The 17,370-nt window shown below is 70.4% G+C and carries 14 protein-coding genes and 1 pseudogene; 7 read left to right on the top strand and 8 right to left on the bottom strand.

Features of this window, described 5'->3' with window-relative positions; all coding sequences use genetic code 11:
* Positions 1 to 85: 85 nt before the first annotated feature.
* From ACQPZW_RS36160 to ACQPZW_RS36135, 6 genes and pseudogenes are all read right to left on the bottom strand, one after another.
* Positions 86 to 1,189 (bottom strand): annotated as a pseudogene (locus ACQPZW_RS36160) (glycoside hydrolase family 53 protein).
* Between the two features lie 24 nt (positions 1,190 to 1,213).
* Entirely contained in the window at positions 1,214 to 2,311 is a 1,098-nt protein-coding gene (locus ACQPZW_RS36155; RefSeq protein ID WP_433790493.1) for a glycoside hydrolase family 53 protein, read from the bottom strand.
* Between the two features lie 78 nt (positions 2,312 to 2,389).
* Positions 2,390 to 3,406 carry a LacI family DNA-binding transcriptional regulator gene (locus ACQPZW_RS36150; RefSeq protein WP_433790492.1) on the bottom strand — a complete coding sequence of 339 codons (1,017 nt, stop codon included), beginning with the start codon at positions 3,404 to 3,406 and terminating at the stop codon, positions 2,390 to 2,392.
* A gap of 14 nt (positions 3,407 to 3,420) precedes the next feature.
* The gene (locus ACQPZW_RS36145) at positions 3,421 to 4,260 is read right to left on the bottom strand and encodes a carbohydrate ABC transporter permease (protein WP_433790491.1); all 840 of its coding nucleotides are present in this window, start codon (positions 4,258 to 4,260) and stop codon (positions 3,421 to 3,423) included.
* 1 nt (position 4,261) lies between these two features.
* Entirely contained in the window at positions 4,262 to 5,230 is a 969-nt protein-coding gene (locus ACQPZW_RS36140) for a carbohydrate ABC transporter permease (protein ID WP_433790490.1), read from the bottom strand.
* Between the two features lie 60 nt (positions 5,231 to 5,290).
* Positions 5,291 to 6,604: an ABC transporter substrate-binding protein gene (locus ACQPZW_RS36135; RefSeq protein WP_433790489.1), complete on the bottom strand. Its 1,314-nt coding sequence runs from the start codon at positions 6,602 to 6,604 to the stop codon at positions 5,291 to 5,293.
* A gap of 210 nt (positions 6,605 to 6,814) precedes the next feature.
* Here ACQPZW_RS36135 and ACQPZW_RS36130 point away from each other — a divergent pair, with 210 nt between their 5' ends.
* From ACQPZW_RS36130 to ACQPZW_RS36100, 7 genes are all read left to right on the top strand, one after another.
* A complete protein-coding gene (locus ACQPZW_RS36130; RefSeq protein WP_433790488.1) occupies positions 6,815 to 9,073 on the top strand; it encodes a beta-galactosidase in 2,259 nt (752 codons plus the stop codon).
* Positions 9,074 to 9,244: 171 nt separating this feature from the next.
* Positions 9,245 to 11,251, top strand: coding sequence for a TRAP transporter permease (locus tag ACQPZW_RS36125; protein WP_433790487.1), 2,007 nt, complete (start codon positions 9,245 to 9,247; stop codon positions 11,249 to 11,251).
* A 40-nt stretch (positions 11,252 to 11,291) separates the two neighbouring features.
* Positions 11,292 to 12,290: a TAXI family TRAP transporter solute-binding subunit gene (locus tag ACQPZW_RS36120; RefSeq protein ID WP_433790486.1), complete on the top strand. Its 999-nt coding sequence runs from the start codon at positions 11,292 to 11,294 to the stop codon at positions 12,288 to 12,290.
* A gap of 198 nt (positions 12,291 to 12,488) precedes the next feature.
* Complete coding sequence (locus ACQPZW_RS36115; protein ID WP_433790485.1) at positions 12,489 to 12,983, top strand: SigE family RNA polymerase sigma factor; 495 nt, start codon at positions 12,489 to 12,491, stop codon at positions 12,981 to 12,983.
* A 12-nt stretch (positions 12,984 to 12,995) separates the two neighbouring features.
* Positions 12,996 to 13,637 carry a hypothetical protein gene (locus tag ACQPZW_RS36110; RefSeq protein WP_433790484.1) on the top strand — a complete coding sequence of 214 codons (642 nt, stop codon included), beginning with the start codon at positions 12,996 to 12,998 and terminating at the stop codon, positions 13,635 to 13,637.
* On the top strand, positions 13,634 to 13,849 hold the full coding sequence (locus tag ACQPZW_RS36105; protein ID WP_433790483.1) for a hypothetical protein: 216 nt from the start codon (positions 13,634 to 13,636) through the stop codon (positions 13,847 to 13,849). The genes ACQPZW_RS36110 and ACQPZW_RS36105 overlap by 4 nt, the downstream gene beginning before the upstream one ends.
* Before the next feature lie 121 nt (positions 13,850 to 13,970).
* Positions 13,971 to 15,281 carry a ferredoxin reductase family protein gene (locus ACQPZW_RS36100; RefSeq protein ID WP_433790482.1) on the top strand — a complete coding sequence of 437 codons (1,311 nt, stop codon included), beginning with the start codon at positions 13,971 to 13,973 and terminating at the stop codon, positions 15,279 to 15,281.
* A gap of 72 nt (positions 15,282 to 15,353) precedes the next feature.
* Here the strand turns inward: ACQPZW_RS36100 and ACQPZW_RS36095 are convergent, their stop codons facing one another.
* Both ACQPZW_RS36095 and ACQPZW_RS36090 read right to left on the bottom strand, forming a co-directional pair.
* Positions 15,354 to 16,010, bottom strand: a complete 657-nt coding sequence (locus tag ACQPZW_RS36095) for a response regulator (RefSeq protein ID WP_433790481.1) — start codon at positions 16,008 to 16,010, stop codon at positions 15,354 to 15,356.
* Complete coding sequence (locus tag ACQPZW_RS36090; RefSeq protein WP_433790480.1) at positions 16,007 to 17,320, bottom strand: sensor histidine kinase; 1,314 nt, start codon at positions 17,318 to 17,320, stop codon at positions 16,007 to 16,009. Before ACQPZW_RS36090 ends, ACQPZW_RS36095 begins: the two co-directional genes overlap by 4 nt.
* Positions 17,321 to 17,370: the final 50 nt, after the last annotated feature.

The following is a 17,370-nucleotide window of genomic DNA, read 5'->3' as shown; positions in this document are numbered from 1 at the left end:
CGGTGTAGGCCCGGGACTCCTCGTGGCCCGTACGAGATAAGGAAGCCCGGCCCGGGAAGACCCGGGCCGGGCCGCTAACGGTGGGTCATGCGGTCCATTTGATGTACGGGTTGACCTTGCCACCCCAGTCGAAGGTGGCCATGTTGTCCCAGCCGTCGCCGGTGCCGTTGATGTTCGCCGGGTCCCAGCCGTTGCCCTTGATGGCGTACCAGGTGGGTTCCCAGTAGAAGACGCCGACGGCGCCGGCGTTGCGGGCCGTGTTCTGGACCCAGGTGAACTGCTGGGCCTGGCCGGCCGAGGTGGCCGGGATGTTGTCGCAGAGCACGGTGCCGGGGATGGAGTTCTTCTCGCTGTCGGCATCGGCGCTGGTGAACTGGTACGCCGTCTCGACGATCACGACCGGCTTGCCGTACCGGGTCCGGGCGTCGACGATCACGTTGTACAGGTTGGCGAGCGTGCCGTGCCACATGCAGTAGTACGACAGGCCGGTGATGTCCCAGGTCACGCCGGCCGCCTTGATGCCGTCGTAGAACCAGCGCATGTTGCTCATGCTGTCCGCGTCAGCGACGTGGACGATCACCTGGGTGCCGCTGTTGCAGGCCTTCGTCGCGTTGTAGCCCTGCTTCAGCAGCGACGCCAGCGGGGTGAAGTTGCTGTTGACGACCTGGCCCTTGGGCCACAGCATGCCGACGTTGATCTCGTTGCCGATCTGCACGCTGTCGGGGGTGAGCCCGGCCGCCTTGAGGCTGGTGCAGACGTCGTAGGTGTAGTTGTAGACGGCCGTCTGCAACTGGGTGAGCGAGTAGGACGCCCAGGCGGCAGGGGGATACTGCTTGCCCGGGTCGGCCCACGTGTCGGAGTAGTGGAAGTCGACCATCAGCTTCAGGCCCTTGGCCTTGATCGCCGCGGCCTGCTGGAGCACCTTGGCCTTGTTGTTGTAGCCGCTGGCCGGGTTGTTCCAGACACGCAGCCGGGCGTAGTTGACGCCGGCCGTCTTCAGGATGTCGTAGGGGTTGGCCTGGGCACCCGAGGCGTTGTAGTACTTGCCGCCGAGGTCGAGCGTGCGCTGCAGCGACGACACGTCGGCGCCGAGCATGGTGAGGGATGCTGCTTATGCGGGGGCGGGTGACACCACCAGCGCGACCGCGAGGACCGCGGCCGAGAAGGCGGCTCGGAGGGACGGTTTCATGGTGCTGCTCCTTTAAACGGGGATTTACCGGAGCCAGCGGACATAGGGGTTGATGCGCCCGCTGTCGTCGAAGGTCGCCATGTTCTCCCAGGCGTTGCCGGAGTGTTCGATGTCCTCGGTGTCCCAGCCGTTGCCGGCGATGCCGGTCCAGGTGGGCTCCCAGTAGAAGACGCCGATCGCCCCGGCGTCGCGTGCGGTGGTCTGCACGGCGGCGAACTCCTGGGCCTGGCCCTGCGGGGTGGCGGGGATTCCGTCGCAGGGGGCGGGGGACAGGATGATGTTCTCGAGGTGGTCGAAGTTCTCGGTGGTGTACGGGTAGGCGGTCTCCGCGATCACCACGGGCTTGCCGTAGCGGGACTTGACGTCACCGATGACCGTCGACAGGTTCGCCAGGGACCCGTGCCACATGCAGTAGTAGGAGAGCGCGGTGATGTCCCACTTCGCGCCGGCCGCGGTGATGCCGTCGTAGAACCAGTGCGCGGCTTCGATGTTCCCGGCCAGCGCGGTGTGCACCAGCACCTGGGTCTTCCGGTTGCACGCCTTGGTGGCGTCGTGGCCGGCGTTGAGCAGACCGGCCAGCGGCGCGAAGTCGCTGTTGCTGACGTAGCCGGTGGGCCACAGCATGCCGACGTTGATCTCGTTGCCGATCTGCACGCTGTCCGGGGTGGTGCCCTGCCGCTTCAGGCTGGTGCAGATGTCGTACGTGTAGTCGTAGACGTCCTGCTGCAGCTGAGCGAGGTCGTGGCCCTCCCACGCCGCCGGGATGAACTGCTTGCCCGGGTCGGCCCACGTGTCGGAGTAGTGGAAGTCGATCAGCAGCTTGTGCCCGGCGGCCTTGGCGGCACGGGCCTGCTTGAGCACCTTCGCCTTGTTGGAGTAGCCGCTGGTCGGGTCGTTCCAGATGCGCAGCCGGACGTAGTTGACCCCGGCGTCCTCGAGGATCTCGTACGGGTTGCCGCGGCGGCCGCGGGCGTCGTAGAACCTCTGCCCGAGCTCGATCGAGCGCTGGAGGGTGGAGACGTCGGCGCCACGCATGGTCAGGCCTGGGGAATGGGCCTGGGCGGGGGCGGGGGTAAGGGTCGCCGCGAGGACGGCGGCGACGACGAGGGGGAGCTTCCTCATGACACTCCTCATGATCTTCCGTGACAAAAGGGGTGTTTCATTCGATGGAGCCGGCCTTCGGCCCGGTCAGGACCGGCTTCAGGCGGGCGACGAGGCCCGGACCACCAGGCTGGTGGGCACGGTGATGGAGAGTGGGGTACGCCCAGCGATCACATCCGTGAGCAGCCGGACCATCTCTTCGCTGATCCGTTCCAGCGGATGACGGACCGTGGTGAGCGGCGGTTCGGTGGTGGCCGCCAGCCCCGAGTCGTCGAAGCCGACCACCCGCACGTCGCCGGGCACCTCGCGCCCGGCCTCGCGCAGCACCGGGAGGGCCGCCGCCGCCATCGCGTCGGACGCGGCGAACACGCCGTCGACGTCCGGCACCCGATCGAGCAGGGTGCGCATCCCGGCCGCGCCGCTGGCCCGGCTCCAGTCGCCGTGCACCACGTAGGCCGGGTCGACCGTGATCCCGGCCGCCGTCAGCGCGTCGGTGTAGCCGCGCAGCCGGAACACCCCGCCGAACGTGTCCTGCGGCCCGGTGATCGTGGCGATCCGCCGGCAACCCTGGGCGAGCAGGTGCTCGACCGCGGACCGGCCGCCACCCCAGTCGTCGGCCGACACCGAGCTGATCCGGTCCTCGAAGCCGAGCACCTGACCGCACGCCACGATCGGCACCTCGGCCTCGACCAGCTGCCGGAGCAGCGGGTCACCGGAGTGCGGCGACACCAGCAGCACCCCGTCGACGTGCCCGCCGGAGAGGTACGCGATGGCCCGGCTCCGCTCGTCCGGGGTCGACGCGATCATCAGGATCAGCGTCAGCTCCCGGTCGGAGAGGGCCTGCGCCACCCCGCGCAGCAGCACCGAGAAGTTCGGGTCCTCGAAGAGCAGGTGCTGCGGCTCGGTCAGCAGGAACGCGATCGACCCCGATTTGCCGGTGGCCAGCGAGCGGGCGTGCGGGTTCGCCGTGTAGCCGGTCCGGGAGATGGCGTCACGGACGGCCCGGACCGCTTCCGGGCTGACCCAGTCACGGCCGTTGAGCACGCGGGAGACCGTCGCGTAGGACACGCCGGCCTCTCGTGCGACGTCGCGGATGGTGGGCCGTTTACGCGACACGTTCGGGATCATAGTCACGCCTTGACACCGCCGGCGGCCAGGTCGACCTGCCAGTAGCGCTGCAACGTGAGGAACAGGGCGATCAGCGGGATGATCGACACCAGTGCGCCGGTCACCACCGAGGTGTACATGGACGGCTGGTTGGCGCCCTGGTTGAGCAGCCCGTTCAGACCGACCGTGATCGGGTAGAGCCGGTCGTCGCCCAGCATGATGTACGGCAGCATGAAGTTGTTCCAGATCGCCACGAACTGGAAGAGGAACACCGTCACGAGGCCGGTCCGCATCATCGGCAGCACCACCGTGCCGAAGGTGCGCCACTCCCCGGAGCCGTCGATGCGCGACGCCTCCAGGATCTCGGTCGGCACCGCCGCGGCCGCGAAGATCCGGGCCAGGTAGATGCCGTACGGGCTGATGAAACTGGGCAGCAGCACCGCCCAGTAGGTGTTGGTCATCCCGAGCTTGGCCAGCAGGAGGTACTGCGGGATGGCCAGGATGACGCCGGGCACCAGGACACCGCCCAGGATGATGTTGAAGACCGTGGCCTTGCCCCGGAAGTCGAACTTGGCCAGCGCGTACCCGGCCATCGCCGAGATCAGCGTGGAGACGGCCGCGCCGATGCCGGCGTAGACGACCGTGTTGCCCATCCAGCGCCAGTACAGGCCCTCCCGGTAGCCGGCCAGGTCGACCAGGTTGTCCCACAGGTGGGTGCTCGGCGCCAGGGTGAAGGTGGAGAACAGCTCGCCGGCGCTCTTCGACGACGCGATCAGCACCCACAGCACCGGCAGCAGGCAGTACGCGGCGCCCAGGAGCAGCAGCGTTGTGGCGATCGGGCTGCGCTTCAACGTGGTGGTCAACTCAGTCCTCCTGGTTGAAGGCCCGGCGCCCGACGAGCTTGAGGAAGCCGAAGGACAGGATGAACGTGGCGAGCGCGATGATCACCGAGGTGGCGGCGGCCGCGTAGAGGTCGTTGCGGGTGAACGCGTCCCGGTACACCTTCATCAGCGGCGTCCAGGTCGTCGAGATCGTGTTGGCCAGTGGCCGCAGCGTCATCGGCTCGGCGAACACCTGCAGCGTCGCGATCAGTGAGAACACGAAGGTCATCACCAGCGACGGCATCACGATCGGGATCTTGATGCGCCAGGCGATGGCCAGCTCCGAGGCGCCGTCGATGCGCGCCGACTCGTACAGGCTGGTCGGCACCGCCCGCAGCGCCGTGTAGATGACGATCATGTTGAAGCCGGTGCCGCCCCAGACCGCGATGTTGGCGACCGCCCACAGGGTCAGGTCGTTGGAGAGCAGGTTCGGCGCGGCGATCCCGAGCGCCTCGATGGCGTCGTTGATCGGGCTGACCCGGGGCAGGTACAGGAAGCCCCAGAGCAGCGACGCGACCACGGCCGGCACCGCGTACGGCAGGAAGATCGAGATCCGGGCGAACTTGCCGATCGTCTCCCTGGTCCGGTTCGCGTCCAGCAGCAGCGCGAACAGCAGGGCGAGGCCGAGCATGGTGGGGACGACGATCAGGCCGTACGCCCCGACCCGATAGACGCTGGGCAGGAAGTCCGGGTCGGTCAGCGACCGGACGTAGTTGTCGAGGCCGGCCCAGATCTCGGTCCGGGACTTCGCGCCGAGGCCCAGGCCGCTGACCTTGACCTTGCGCAGGCTCAGGTAACCGGCGTAGACGATCGGCGCGGCCAGGAACGCGGCGAACAGGAACAGCGCGGGAGCGAGGAAGGCGTAGGGGGTGCCGGCCTTCCTTCCGGCGCGCGGCCGGGGTGCCGCGGGCGTGGGCGCCGCGGTCTTTCTCGGGAGGGTGGTCAGGGCCATCGCCGCTTTCCTTTCCGAACGCTCCGGGCGGGCCAGGGGGCCGCCCGCCCGGAGTCGTGCTCATCCGGCGACGGTGAACCCGGCGTTCTTCATGTCGTCGACGGTCGTCTTCTGCATGGTCACCAGCGACTCGGTGAAGGCGGTGGCCTTCTTCGCCTCGGCGGCCTTGGCGAAGGCGTCGTTGAACGCGCTGTAGGCCACGTTCACGTTCGGGCCGTAGGTGAACGGCTTCATCGCCTTCGAGGCGTCGGCGGCGATGGTGTAGAAGTCGGCCTGGTCGGCGAAGAAGGCCGGCGGGCTGGTCAGGACGCTCGTCGCGTCGTTCGCGGCCGGGTAGACGAAAGCCTCGGTGGCCAGCAGCTTCAGGGCCTCGGGGTCGCTGTTGAGCCACGACACGAACTGGGCGGCCTGCTTCTTGTGCTTGGTCTGGGTGGTGACGCTGGTGGCCGAGCCGCCCCAGGCGCCGGTCGCCGGAGCCGCGGCGTCCCACTGCGGCATCTGGGCGGCCTTCCACTTGCCCTTGGTGTCCTTGGCCGAGCCGTCGAGCACGCCGGGCGCCCAGACCGCGCTGACCCAGCCGACCTGGGTGCCGTCGTTGAGGGCGGCGTTCCATTCGGGGGTGTACATCGGCTTGTTGTCGACGACGCCCTTCTCGACCAGCCCACCCCAGTACGCCGCGACCTTCTGCGTGGCGGCGTCGTTGATGTTGACGGTCCAGGAGTCGCCGTTGACACCCCACCAGGAGGCGCCGGCCTGCTGGGCGAGACCGGTGAACAGGCCCGCGTCGCTGGCCGAGAAGGTGCCCAGGTACTGCTTCGGGTCCGCCTTGTGGATCTTCTCAGCGGCGGCGGCGTAGTCGTCCCAGGTCTTCGGGGCCGCGAGGCCGTTCTTCTCGAAGACGTCGGAGCGGTAGAAGAACATCAGCGGGCCGGAGTCCTGCGGTACGCCGTAGACGGCCTCGGAGCCCAGGGTCACCCCGTTCCAGATGCCGGCCGGGAACTTGTCCTTGACCGGGCCGACCTCGGCTGAGATGTCGGCGATCGCGTCCGAGGAGACCAGGGTGGGGATCTTCTGGTACTCGGCCTGCATGATGTCCGGCGCGCCGGAGCCGGCCTTGATCGCGGTCAGCAGCTTGGTGACGGCCGGGTCGCCGCCGTCCTGCTTGTTGACGGTCACCTGGATGTTCGGGTTCTTGGCGTTCCAGGCGGCGGCGACCTTGTCCATGTTCGGCGCCCAGGTCCAGTAGGTCAGCGCGACCTTCTCGTTCGGGTCGCTCTGGTTCTCCGCGCCGGAGTCGGAGCTGCTGCACGCTGTGGTGGTGAAAAGGGCCGCTGCGGTCAGAGCCGCCATGAGCGGGGCGATTTTAATCTTCATTGATCCTCCTTGATCGGCTTGGCCGGGAGAGGGAAGCCGGTGACGGGGACCGGCCGGGAAGCGAGTGCTCCGGTCGGCCCCTGTGACCGGTTACAGTGCTGGTGTTACGGCCATGTGTCAAGCCCTTGCGTCCCACCCGTTACGCCTGTGTATCGTTCGGGCTCGCCGGCCTGTGACCGGTTACAGTCAACATCGCAAGGAGCTGATCCCATGTCGTGGCTCGAGCCGCTCTCCGTTCGCCACCAAGCCTGGGCGACTCCGCTGCGCCGGCCGCGGATGAGCAACGACGAGGACGCGCGGCCCGGCGTCTCGCTGACCAACCGCTATCTGTCCCGCGACGGTGTTCCGGTCATCCCGGTCTCCGGCGAGCTGCACTACAGCCGGGTGCCCCGCGAGCGCTGGGCCGAGCGGCTACGGCAGATGAAGGCCGGCGGCGTCACCGTGGTGGCCACCTACGTCTTCTGGCTGCACCACTCGCCGCAGCGGGGAGAGGCGCGTTTCGGCGGCGGCCTCGACGTCGGCGCCTTCGTCGACCTGGCCGTCGAGACCGGCTTGGACGTGGTGCTGCGGATCGGCCCGTGGTGCCACGGCGAGAGCCGCAACGGCGGCTTCCCCGACTGGGTGCAGCACGCGCCGGTCCGGCACCGCACCGACGACCCGGCCTACCTGGAGCTGGTCACCGAGTGGTTCGCGCAGATCAGCGCCGCCGTCGGTGACCGCTTCGGCAAGGTGCTCGGCATCCAGCTGGAGAACGAGCTCTACGACCAGCCCCGGCACCTGGTGACGCTCAAGCGCCTGGCCCGCGAGGCCGGGATGTCCGCGCCGCTCTGGACCGCCACCGCGTGGGGCGGCGCCGACCTGCCCGAGGGCGAGGTCCTGCCCCTCTACGGCGGCTACGGCGACGGGTTCTGGGTCGACGCCGACGCCCCGTGGGACCCGACCTTCCGCGACCACTACTTCTTCTCGCACGTCTGGGACGACGCGGGCATCGGCGCCGACGTGCGGCGCGCGCAGGCGATCGAGGCGGCCTCCGGCGGCCCGCGCACCCCGTCCGAGGAGTTCCCGCCCGCGACCTGCGAGCTCGGCGGCGGCATGGCCACCGCATACCACCGCCGTCCCCGTCCCGCGGCCCTCGACGTCGCCGCCATCGCACACTGCAAGATCGGCAACGGGTCGGCGTGGCAGGGCTACTACATGTATGCCGGCGGCACCAACCCCGGCCCCGACCTGCACGAATCGCACGCCACCGGCTACCCCAACGACATCGCCCCGCTCGGCTACGACTTCCACGCCCCGATCGGTGAGGCCGGGACCCTGGCCCCCAGCCACGCCGAACTACGCCGCCAGCACGCCTTCCTGTCCGCTTTCGGTCATCGCCTGGCGGAGATGCCGTCCAGCCTGCCCGACATCCGGCCCTCCGACGTCGAGGACACCACGACACTGCGGTGGGCGCTGCGCAGCGACGGGAAGAGCGGCTTCCTGTTCGTCTCCTGGCACCAGCCGCACTTCCCGCTGCCGGTCCACCGCGGCGCCCGTTTCACGGTGTCCCTGGAGAACGAGGTCCTCGCGTTCCCGTCGAAGCCCATCGACGTGCCGCCGGGCACCCTCGCCCGCTGGCCGCTCAACCTCACGGCCGGCGGCGTCACGGTCACCTACGCCACCGCGTCGGCGCTCACCCTGCTGCCCGGCGACATCCCCACGCTGGTCCTCGTGGCCGAGCCCGGCATCGACGTCGAGATCGCCGTGTCCGACAGGGTCCAGACGGTGACGCCGGGGCTCACCCCGGTGCGGCTCGGCGGCCTCGACGTGCTCGTGCTCCCGGCCGAGACGGCCGGTTCGCTATGGGTCGCCGAGGACGGCGGCCGCCGCCTCCTGCTCACCGACGACGAGCTGCAGTGGGACGCCGCCGGAACGCTCACGGTCAAGGCGTCACGACCCGCGGACGTACGCGTTTACGACTCCACGATCGGAGCGTTCACCGAGGTGGCCGTTCCCCGGTCCCCCGCGCCGACGCTCCAGCCGGTGACCGTCGAGCAGCTGCGCCCCGCCGCCCCCACGGTCCCGGTCAGCCACGGCAAACACGACGGCCGCCCGTCCGCCCCCGCGCCGGAGGCCTTCGACGAGCTGGCCGCCGTCTACCGCCTGCACCTGCCGGACCTCGCCGCCGACCCGGCCGGTGACCCGCTGCTGCGCATCACCTGGGCCGGCGACATCGGTGAGCTGCGCATCGACGGCCGCCCGGTCACCGACCGCTACTGGGACGGAGCCGTCTGGGCGGTCAACCTGACCGACGCCGGCTACCGCCCGGGCGCCCAGGTGACCCTGCACCTGCTGCCGCTCGCCGCCGGCTCCCCGGTGTCGGTTCCGGTCGAGGCCCGGGCCCGGCTCGCCGCGACCGACACCCAGCTGCTGGCCCTGGACTCGGTCGAGGTGGTCACCCGCTCGACCCACACCGTCGAGCTCCCCTGAGAGGGCACGGACACGGCGCGCGGTCGCGGGAAGCGGTGCTGCCCGCGCCCGGCCGGCCCCGGTGGGTGGCGGGTGGCGGGCGTCGCTCGTTGAGGGGGCGTGAGGGCGCGGCACACACCGGACGGGATGCCACATAGTACTGTCCGATTCATGGGTGATGATCGATCTTCGATGGGGGCTGCGCAGCGGCTCGCCGAAGCGGAGGCCGGGGCGCCCGCGGTGCACTACGACGACGAGGAGCGGCCCGCCCGGGAGCTCGGCGGGCGGGTCGGGGCGGCCGTCTCGATCGCGGCGTTCGTGGTCGCGGGCCTCGTGCTGTGGCAGGTGTTCCGGCCGCTGGCCCAGGGCAGCCAGTATTACCTGATCATCTTTCTGGCCGGCACTCTTCCGCTCGTCTTCCTGGCGTACAAATCGGGATGGGGTGAGGGCCGGCGATCGCCCTCGGTGATCGACTGGATCCTCGCCGCCGGCGCCTCGCTCGTCTGTCTGCATCCGCTGAATCCGTTCGACGGCGGCTACAACGGCTTCCTGTCGCGGCAGGGGCTGCTCGAACCGGTCGACGTCGTCCTCGGCGCGATTCTGCTGATCCTGCTGATCGAGGCGTGCCGGCGCACCACCGGCTGGGCGCTGCCCGTGGTCTGCCTGCTCTTCCTCGCCTACGCCTACTACGGGGGCCTGCTGCCGCAGACCTGGCCGATCGCGCATGCCGGGCTCGATTTCGGGCAGATCATCGACGCTCTCTACAATTCCGGCAGCGGTTTCTACGGCACCCCCCTCGATGTCGCGGCCACCTACATCGTGCTGTTCACCATCTACGGCGCGGTGCTCGACCTGTCCGGCGCGAGCCGGTTCTTCGTCGACCTCTCGGTCGCCGCCTTCCGGCGATCACGCAGCGCGGCGGGACGCACCGCGGTCGCCGCCGGGTTCCTTCTGGGCACGGTCTCCGGATCGGGTACGGCCACCGCCGTCAGCGTCGGCGCGGTCACCTGGCCGATGCTCCGCCGGGCCGGATACCCGCCCGAGCAGGCCGGTGGCATGCTGGCCGCGGCCGGGGTCGGGGCGATCCTCTCGCCGCCGACGCTGGGAGCCGCCGCGTTCATCGTCGCCGAGTACCTCAACGTCTCCTACCTGACCGTCCTGGGCTGGGCGATGATCCCGACGGTCCTCTACTACCTGGGCATCCTGCTGGCCGTGGAGATCGACGTACGGCGGTTCGCGGTCCGGGCCGTCGACGCGCCGGAGACCAGCGCGTGGCGGCTGCTGACCCGGTTCGGCTACCACTTCTCGTCGCTGATCGTCATCGTGGTGCTGCTGGCGCTGGGGCAGAGCGCCACCCGCTCGGTGGTGTACGCGACGATCCTGGCCGGCGTGCTGTCCTTCCTCGACCGCAGTGCCCGCCTCACCCCGCCACGGATCTTCGCGGCGCTGGCGGCCGGGGTCCGCGGGGTGCTGCCGGTCGTGGCCGTGTGCGCCGCCGCCGGCGTGATCACCGCGACCACCACGAAGACCGGGCTCGGCGCCCAGTTGGCCTCGCTGCTGGTGAACGGGGCGAAGGCGGTCACCGACGAGCCGGCCGTGGTGCTGGCGCTGACCGCGGTGCTCGCGGCGTTCGCGCTGGCCCTGCTCGGGCTGGCGGTGCCGGTCACGGCGAGTTTCATCATCGGCTGGGTGATCATCGGGCCGGCGCTGCTGACACTCGGGGTGCCGGCGCCGGCCGCGGCCATGTTCGTCTTCTACTACTCGGTGCTGTCCGAGGTCACCCCGCCGACGGCACTGGCCGCCGTGGGCGCGAGCGCGATCACCGGCGGCCGGACCATCCCGACCATGTGGCAGGCCCTCAAGTACGCGCTGCCCGCGTTCCTGGCGCCGCTCGCCTTCGTCCTCACCTCCAACGGGGAGCATCTGCTGGCCCGCGGCTCGTTGCCCGGCATCGTGTGGACGACCGTGGTCGCGGCGCTCGCCGTGCTCGGGCTGGCGATCGCGACCGGCGGCTGGGTCCTGGGTGTGGGCCCGGCGGGACGGGTGAGCCGGATGGCGGCGGGGCTCGCCGGGCTCCTCCTGCTCTACCTCGAGCCGGCCGGCATCGTCGCCGGCCTGATCGCGCTGCTGGTGGCCGTACTCCTGAGCGTCTTCGACCGAAGACGAGCCGAAGGCGCCGGCACACAGACCCCCCTTTGAAGTTCGCCCCTTGCCGCATCACCCCTCCTGAAGGAGAAGCATGAGACGAATAGTGGGAATCGCGCTGGTCAGCACGCTCGCGGCCGCCACCGCGGCGTGCGGCGGCCGGCAGGACACCGCCAGCACCGACACCGGCGGCGCCGTCACCTGCGAGGTGGCCCAGGCCACCCGTGTCGGCATCGCCACCGGTAACGCCATCGGCGTCTACTTCGCGGTCGGCAACGCGTTCGCCGAACAGGTGAACGCGTCCGGCAAGAACGTCCAGGCCACCGCGGCCGAGACGGGCGCTTCGGTGCAGAACATCCAGCAGTTGGTCGCCGGCACCTACGACGTGGCGTTCTCGCTGGCCGACACCGCCGCCGACGCGGTCAACGGCACCGGCAGCTTCACCACGAAGCAGCCGGTGCAGGCGCTGAGCCGTATCCACACCAACTACACGCAGGTGATCGTCCGCAAGGAGGCGGGCATCAAGGACGTGGCCGGAATGAAGGGCAAGCGGGTCTCGACCGGCTCACCGAAGTCCGGCACCGAGGTCATCGCCACCCGGGTGCTGAAGGCCGCCGGCCTCGCCGAGACCGACGTGCAGGCGCAGAAACTGGACCTGACGAAGACCGTCGACGGGATGAAGGAGGGCACGATCGACGCCCTGTTCTTCTCCGGCGGCCTGCCCACGCCGGGCATCACCGACCTGTTCACCACCAGCGCGGACAAGGTCGAGTTCCTGGACATCACGTCGGTGCTGCCGGAGATGCAGAAGATCAACGAGGTCTACCAGGAGGGGGTCATCCCGGCCGCCACCTACAAGACCCCGGCCGACGTGAAGACGATCATCGTCCCGAACGTGCTGCTCGTCCGGGAGAACCTGGACCCGAACGTGGCGTGCGTGCTGACCAAGACGCTCTTCGGCAGCAAGGCGAAGCTGGAGCAGGCCAACGCGGCGGCCAAGGAGATCAGCGTCGACACCGCCCGTAAGACCAGCCCGGTCGTCGTCCACCGCGGCGCGGCCAAGGCGCTCGACGACCTGGGCGCCCCGAAGTGACACGCTGATCACGAGCGGGGAGGCCGGTCCGGCGGCCTCCCCGCTTTTTTCTGTCCGGGCCGTGCAACCCTGCGGGATGGTCACCTCGTGTTTACGCGGACCGACAGGATGGGGGACCGGCATGAGCGAGCTCGCGAGCGAATCATCGGGCAACGTTCATAACTCATGGCGACGCCGGAGCGCAGCGGAGGCGGCGGCATGAGCGAGCGGGATATTGCGTTCGCCGAGTATTTCGCGGCACGGTCATCCGCTATGCGGGCGACCGCTTTCCTTCTGTGCGGGGACTGGCATCGCGCCGAGGACCTGACACAGAACGCTTTCACGAAGCTCTACCTGCGCTGGAGCAGGGTGCAGAGGCACGAGTCGCTCGACCCGTACCTCCGTAGGGTCCTGATCTCGTCCTTCATCGACGAGGGCAGATGGGGCTGGTGGAAGCGGGAGCGGCCGCACGACACCCGGATCGAGCGGGTGGCCGACCCGGAGCCGACCGAGGACCGGGTGACGCTGATGCGGGCGCTCGCCCAGGTGCCACCCCGACAGCGGGCCGTGCTGGTGCTGCGCTACTGGCAGGACCTCTCGGTGGAGGACACCGCGGCAGCCCTCGGCTGCTCCGCGGGAACCGTCAAGAGCCAGGCGGCGCGGGGTCTGGAGACGCTGCGCACCCTGGTCGCCCATCCCGTCACGGCCGACTGAGGGGAACCGAGAATGAACGAGAACGAACTGCGCGACGCGCTCCGGGAGACGATCACGCTCCACCCCGAGCCACCGCCGATGGAGTCGAAGACCACGATCGCCGTGGCCCGCCGGACACAGACCCGGCGTAACCTGCTGGCCGGCATCGGATCGGCCGCGGCGATCCTCGGCATCACCCTCGCCGTCATCCCGGGGCAGGGTCAGCCCGGCGGGGGACCGGGGCTGCAGGTGGCCGCCGAGCCGTCGGGTGCGGTCCAGCCGTTCCCGACCGAGACGCCGAGCTCGGCCGAAGCGACCCCGTCCGGGCTCACCGAGAGCAAGCCGTCGTGGCCGGCCGAGAACGGCGGCGACGCCACCGCCGACAGCGGACCGCACTACCAGAACGGGAAGAGACTGCTCACCGCGGTGCTGGCGGCGGTTCCGGACGGGTACGACGCCAAGTCCGGCAACACCACCGACGGGATCCCGTTCCGCTCCCACCAGTCCACGATCGAGGGTGAGTTCTGGCGCAACATGGCCGGGGTCGCCATCGGTAGGGGCGACGGCGTCGGCGAGCTTCTCGTCGAGGTCAGCGAGCCGGGCAACGACCTGCCCACGGACGCCTGCGCCGTGGCGAAGCAGTTCTGGGGCGTGGCGGCGACTGCACGAAGGTGACCGTCGGAGACTCCCAGGTCGGCGTGGTGCACGAGGGTGACGGGACCGCCTGGGCCGGATACCGGCACTCCGACGGCACGGTCGTCTACGTGATGCAGTCGAAGTCGCCGAGCTACGCCGACCCCGCCACCAACGGGCTCGCCCCGCTGGCCGCGCTGCCGCTGACCGACGCCGAACTGGCCGCGCTCGCCACCGACGCGAGCTTCCGCTGACCCCCCGCCGCCTGCTTCCGGGGAATGAACCTGGGAGCAGGCGGCGGTCTCTGTCGTGAACCGGATGGCGATGATCGCGGTACACCGCTGAAGATAGGGGATCAGCAGGGGAGAGACCGCCGTGACTCAGCCGTTCATCGCGCGTGCCGCGATCGGGACGTTCCTCGTCGTCAACCTCGCGGTGATCCATGCGATGTTCCTGATCGCCGGACCGCCCGCCCACAACCTGTTCGGCCAGCTGGGCCGGCTGCTCGGCCTCTACCTGGCGTTCGCGATGACCGTGCAGGCGCTGCTCGTGGCCCGGCTGCCGCTGCTGGACCGGGCGATCGGCATGGACCGCCTGACCGGCTGGCACCGCTGGACCGGCTTCGCCGTCTTCTGGCTGGCCGTCCTGCACCCCACCTTCGTGATCCTCGGCTTCGCCCGCTACGACCGGGTGTCGTTCCCGCAGACCGCGCTCACCCTGTCCCGGCAGCTCCCGGTGCTGCTCGGCCTGATCGCGGTGGCGCTGATCGTGCTGGTCGTGGCCCTGTCCGTCCGGATCGCCCGGCGCCGGCTCTCCTACGAGGCGTGGCACACCGTGCACCTGCTGCTCTACGCGGTGCTGGTACTCGGCATCGTCCACCAGGCCTACGAGGGCACCGCGTTCACCCTCAACGTGCTGACGCAGATCTACTGGTGGGGGCTGTGGGCGTTCGCACTCGGCGCGCTGATCACGTACCGCCTGATCGTCCCGCTGGTCCGCAACAACCGCCACCGGATGCGGGTCGCCGCGGTCGTTCCCGAGTCCGACGACGTCGTCTCGGTCCACGTCACCGGCCGTGACCTGCATCTGCTCGGCGCGAAGGCCGGCCAGTTCTTCCTGTGGCGGTTCCCCGGCCACAACCGCTGGTGGCAGGTCAACCCGTTCTCCCTCTCGGCGGCCCCGAACGGCCGCTCGCTGCGGCTCACCGCCAAAGGCGTCGGCACGACCAGCGCGGGCCTGCGGGACCTCCCGATCGGCGCGCGGGTCTTCGCCGAGGGCCCTTACGGCTCCTTCACGATCGACAACCGGCGGGGTACGGCCACCCTGCTCATCGCCGGCGGAATAGGCATCACCCCGATCCGCTCGCTACTCGAGGATCCCGGCCTGAGCGGCGACGTGACAGTCCTCTACCGGGTCCGGTCCGGTGCTGACGCCGTCCTGCTCGGTGAGCTCCGTAACCTGGCCCGCGAGAAGGGCGCCCGTCTGCACGTGCTGTCCGGCCGCAGCTCCGCCACGAACCAGCCCTTCGCCCCGCAGAGCCTGCACGCCCTCGTCCCCGACATCACGTCCCGCGACGTCTACGTGTGCGGCCCGGCCGCCCTCACGAACGCCGTCCTGGCCACCCTGCGCCGGCTGAAGGTCCCGGCCGGGCAGATCCACGCCGAGCTGTTCCGTCTGGCCCCCTGACCGCAGGGCCGGACCAGGCCGCACTCATGACCCGGGATCACGGCCGGACCAGGCCGCACTCGTAACCCGGGATCACGGCCGGACCAGGCCGCACTCGTAACCCAGGATCACGGCCTGGACCCGGTCGCGGAGACCAAGTTTCGCCAGGATGCGGCTGATGTGGGTCTTCACCGTGCCCTCGGAGACGGTCAGGTCGCCGGCGATCTCCGCATTGGACAGTCCGCGGGCGATCAGGACGAGCACCTCCCGTTCGCGGGCGGTCAGTGAGGTGAGACGGCTGTCCGGCCGGGACGGCAGAACGGCCGGAGCGTCGACGAAGTGGGCGATCAGCCGCCGGGTGGCGCTCGGCGCGGTGACCGCCTCCCCGGAGACCACCACCCGGACCGCGGCGATCAGATCGTCGGCGAGGGTGTCCTTGAGCAGGAAGCCACTGGCCCCCGCCCGCAGCCCGGCGAACAGGTAGTCGTCCAGGTCGAACGTGGTCAGGATGATCACCTTCGGCGCCGGCGACAGCGCCCGGATCCGCCCGGTCGCGGTGATCCCGTCGACCCCGGGCATCCGGACGTCCATGAGAACCACGTCCGGCCGGGTCCGGGCGGTCACCTCCAGAGCCGCGGCCCCGTCGCCGGCCTCACCGACGACCTCGATGTCCCCGGTCTCGTCCAGGATCATCCGGAACCCGGTACGCACCAGCACCTGATCATCCACCAGCACCACCCGGATGCTCATGAGTCCCCCACCGTCCGCACCCGCAGCTCCTCCCCGGCGCCACCCCCCGGCGCGGGGCCGGCGACGGGCGGCGGCAGAGCGCCCGGCACGAGCGGCAGGCGGGCCAGGACCCGGAACCCACCCGTGCCCAGCGGGCCGGTCTCCAGGGTGCCGTCGAGGAGACGCACCCGCTCGGCGATGCCCCGCAGGCCGTTGCCGTGGGCGTCGCGCAGACGCGCCGACGGGCGGCGGCCGTCGTCGGACACCTCGATCTCCAGCAGATCAGCGTGGAACCCGAGCCGGACCCGGGCCGTCGCGCCCTCACCGGCGTGTTTCAGCGTGTTGGTCAGCGCCTCCTGCGCGATCCGGTACGCGGACAGGTCGACACCGGCCGGCAGCGGGGCCGGATCACCGTCGACGGTGAACGTGACGGTGGTGCCGGCGGCCCGGACACGGTCGATCAACGCGGGCAGGGCGTCGACGCCGGGCTGCGGCGCCAGGTCCGGCTCCTCACGGACGATGGCCAGCAGGCGCCTCATCTCCGCCAGCGACGACCGGCCGGTGGTGACGATGTCACGGAGCGCGGTCTCCGTACGCTCGGGATGTCTTTTCAAAGCCGCCGCCGCCCCCTGAGCCTGGACCACCATGACGGACAGCCCGTGGGCGACGACGTCGTGCAACTCGCGGGTGATCCGGGCCCGCTCGGCGGCGGTGGCCAGCGCGACCCGCTGCCGCCCCTCCCGTTCGAGATCGGTGGCTCGCCGCTCGAGGGTGCGCAGGTGGATGCGGCGGCCGCGCAGGTTGTCGCCGAGCAGGAAGGCGGCGGCGATCGCGAGCATCAGGCCGCTGCTCTGCAGGAGCCGGTCGCCGATGCCCGGCACCTCAGGCTGCGGCACCGGGACCATGGCGCGCGGGTCGTGGACCGCGATCACCCGGGTGTCGACCGGGATCCGGGCGTCGTCACCGGCCGGCCACGGCAGCGTCAGGCTCAGCACGGCGACCCCCGCCATCAGCGCCCCGCACGTGATCGCCCCGATCCGGCGCGGCCGATCGTCGGCGGCGGCCATCGCGAAGATCGCGATCAGCACGGTGAGGTCGAGCGCCTCCACCCCGGACGGCTCGGGCAGGTGATGGCCGAGCGTGCCGACCGTGGTGAGGACGACGGCGGCCGACGGCCGATGCCGGCACAGCACCAGACCGACCACCATGACGACGGTGAACGTGGACCACCGGTCGACGTCGTCACGCGGCTCCTCCACCGACGCGGCGGTCAGTACGAGCGCCACCGTGAGGTCGACCGCCAGCCACCACAGGCCCTTCCTCCAGGACATCCGTCCAGTTTAGAGCCGCCGGGCGCGGCTGCCGTCAGCCCGCGGTCCGA

It is taken from the genome of Actinoplanes sp. CA-252034 (genome assembly GCF_050956125.1).
In the GTDB taxonomy this organism is placed as follows: domain Bacteria; phylum Actinomycetota; class Actinomycetes; order Mycobacteriales; family Micromonosporaceae; genus Actinoplanes.
This window is presented reverse-complemented; position numbering and strand designations above follow the sequence as displayed.

Coding starts and splice junctions, on each gene's coding strand:
- ACQPZW_RS36155 (WP_433790493.1), bottom strand. CDS start 2,311: ATGAGGAAGCTCCCCCTCGTCGTCGCCGCCGTCCTCGCGGCGACCCTT.
- ACQPZW_RS36140 (WP_433790490.1), bottom strand. CDS start 5,230: ATGGCCCTGACCACCCTCCCGAGAAAGACCGCGGCGCCCACGCCCGCG.
- ACQPZW_RS36135 (WP_433790489.1), bottom strand. CDS start 6,604: ATGAAGATTAAAATCGCCCCGCTCATGGCGGCTCTGACCGCAGCGGCC.
- ACQPZW_RS36130 (WP_433790488.1), top strand. CDS start 6,815: ATGTCGTGGCTCGAGCCGCTCTCCGTTCGCCACCAAGCCTGGGCGACT.
- ACQPZW_RS36125 (WP_433790487.1), top strand. CDS start 9,245: ATGGGGGCTGCGCAGCGGCTCGCCGAAGCGGAGGCCGGGGCGCCCGCG.
- ACQPZW_RS36120 (WP_433790486.1), top strand. CDS start 11,292: ATGAGACGAATAGTGGGAATCGCGCTGGTCAGCACGCTCGCGGCCGCC.
- ACQPZW_RS36115 (WP_433790485.1), top strand. CDS start 12,489: ATGAGCGAGCGGGATATTGCGTTCGCCGAGTATTTCGCGGCACGGTCA.
- ACQPZW_RS36110 (WP_433790484.1), top strand. CDS start 12,996: ATGAACGAGAACGAACTGCGCGACGCGCTCCGGGAGACGATCACGCTC.
- ACQPZW_RS36095 (WP_433790481.1), bottom strand. CDS start 16,010: ATGAGCATCCGGGTGGTGCTGGTGGATGATCAGGTGCTGGTGCGTACC.
- ACQPZW_RS36090 (WP_433790480.1), bottom strand. CDS start 17,320: ATGTCCTGGAGGAAGGGCCTGTGGTGGCTGGCGGTCGACCTCACGGTG.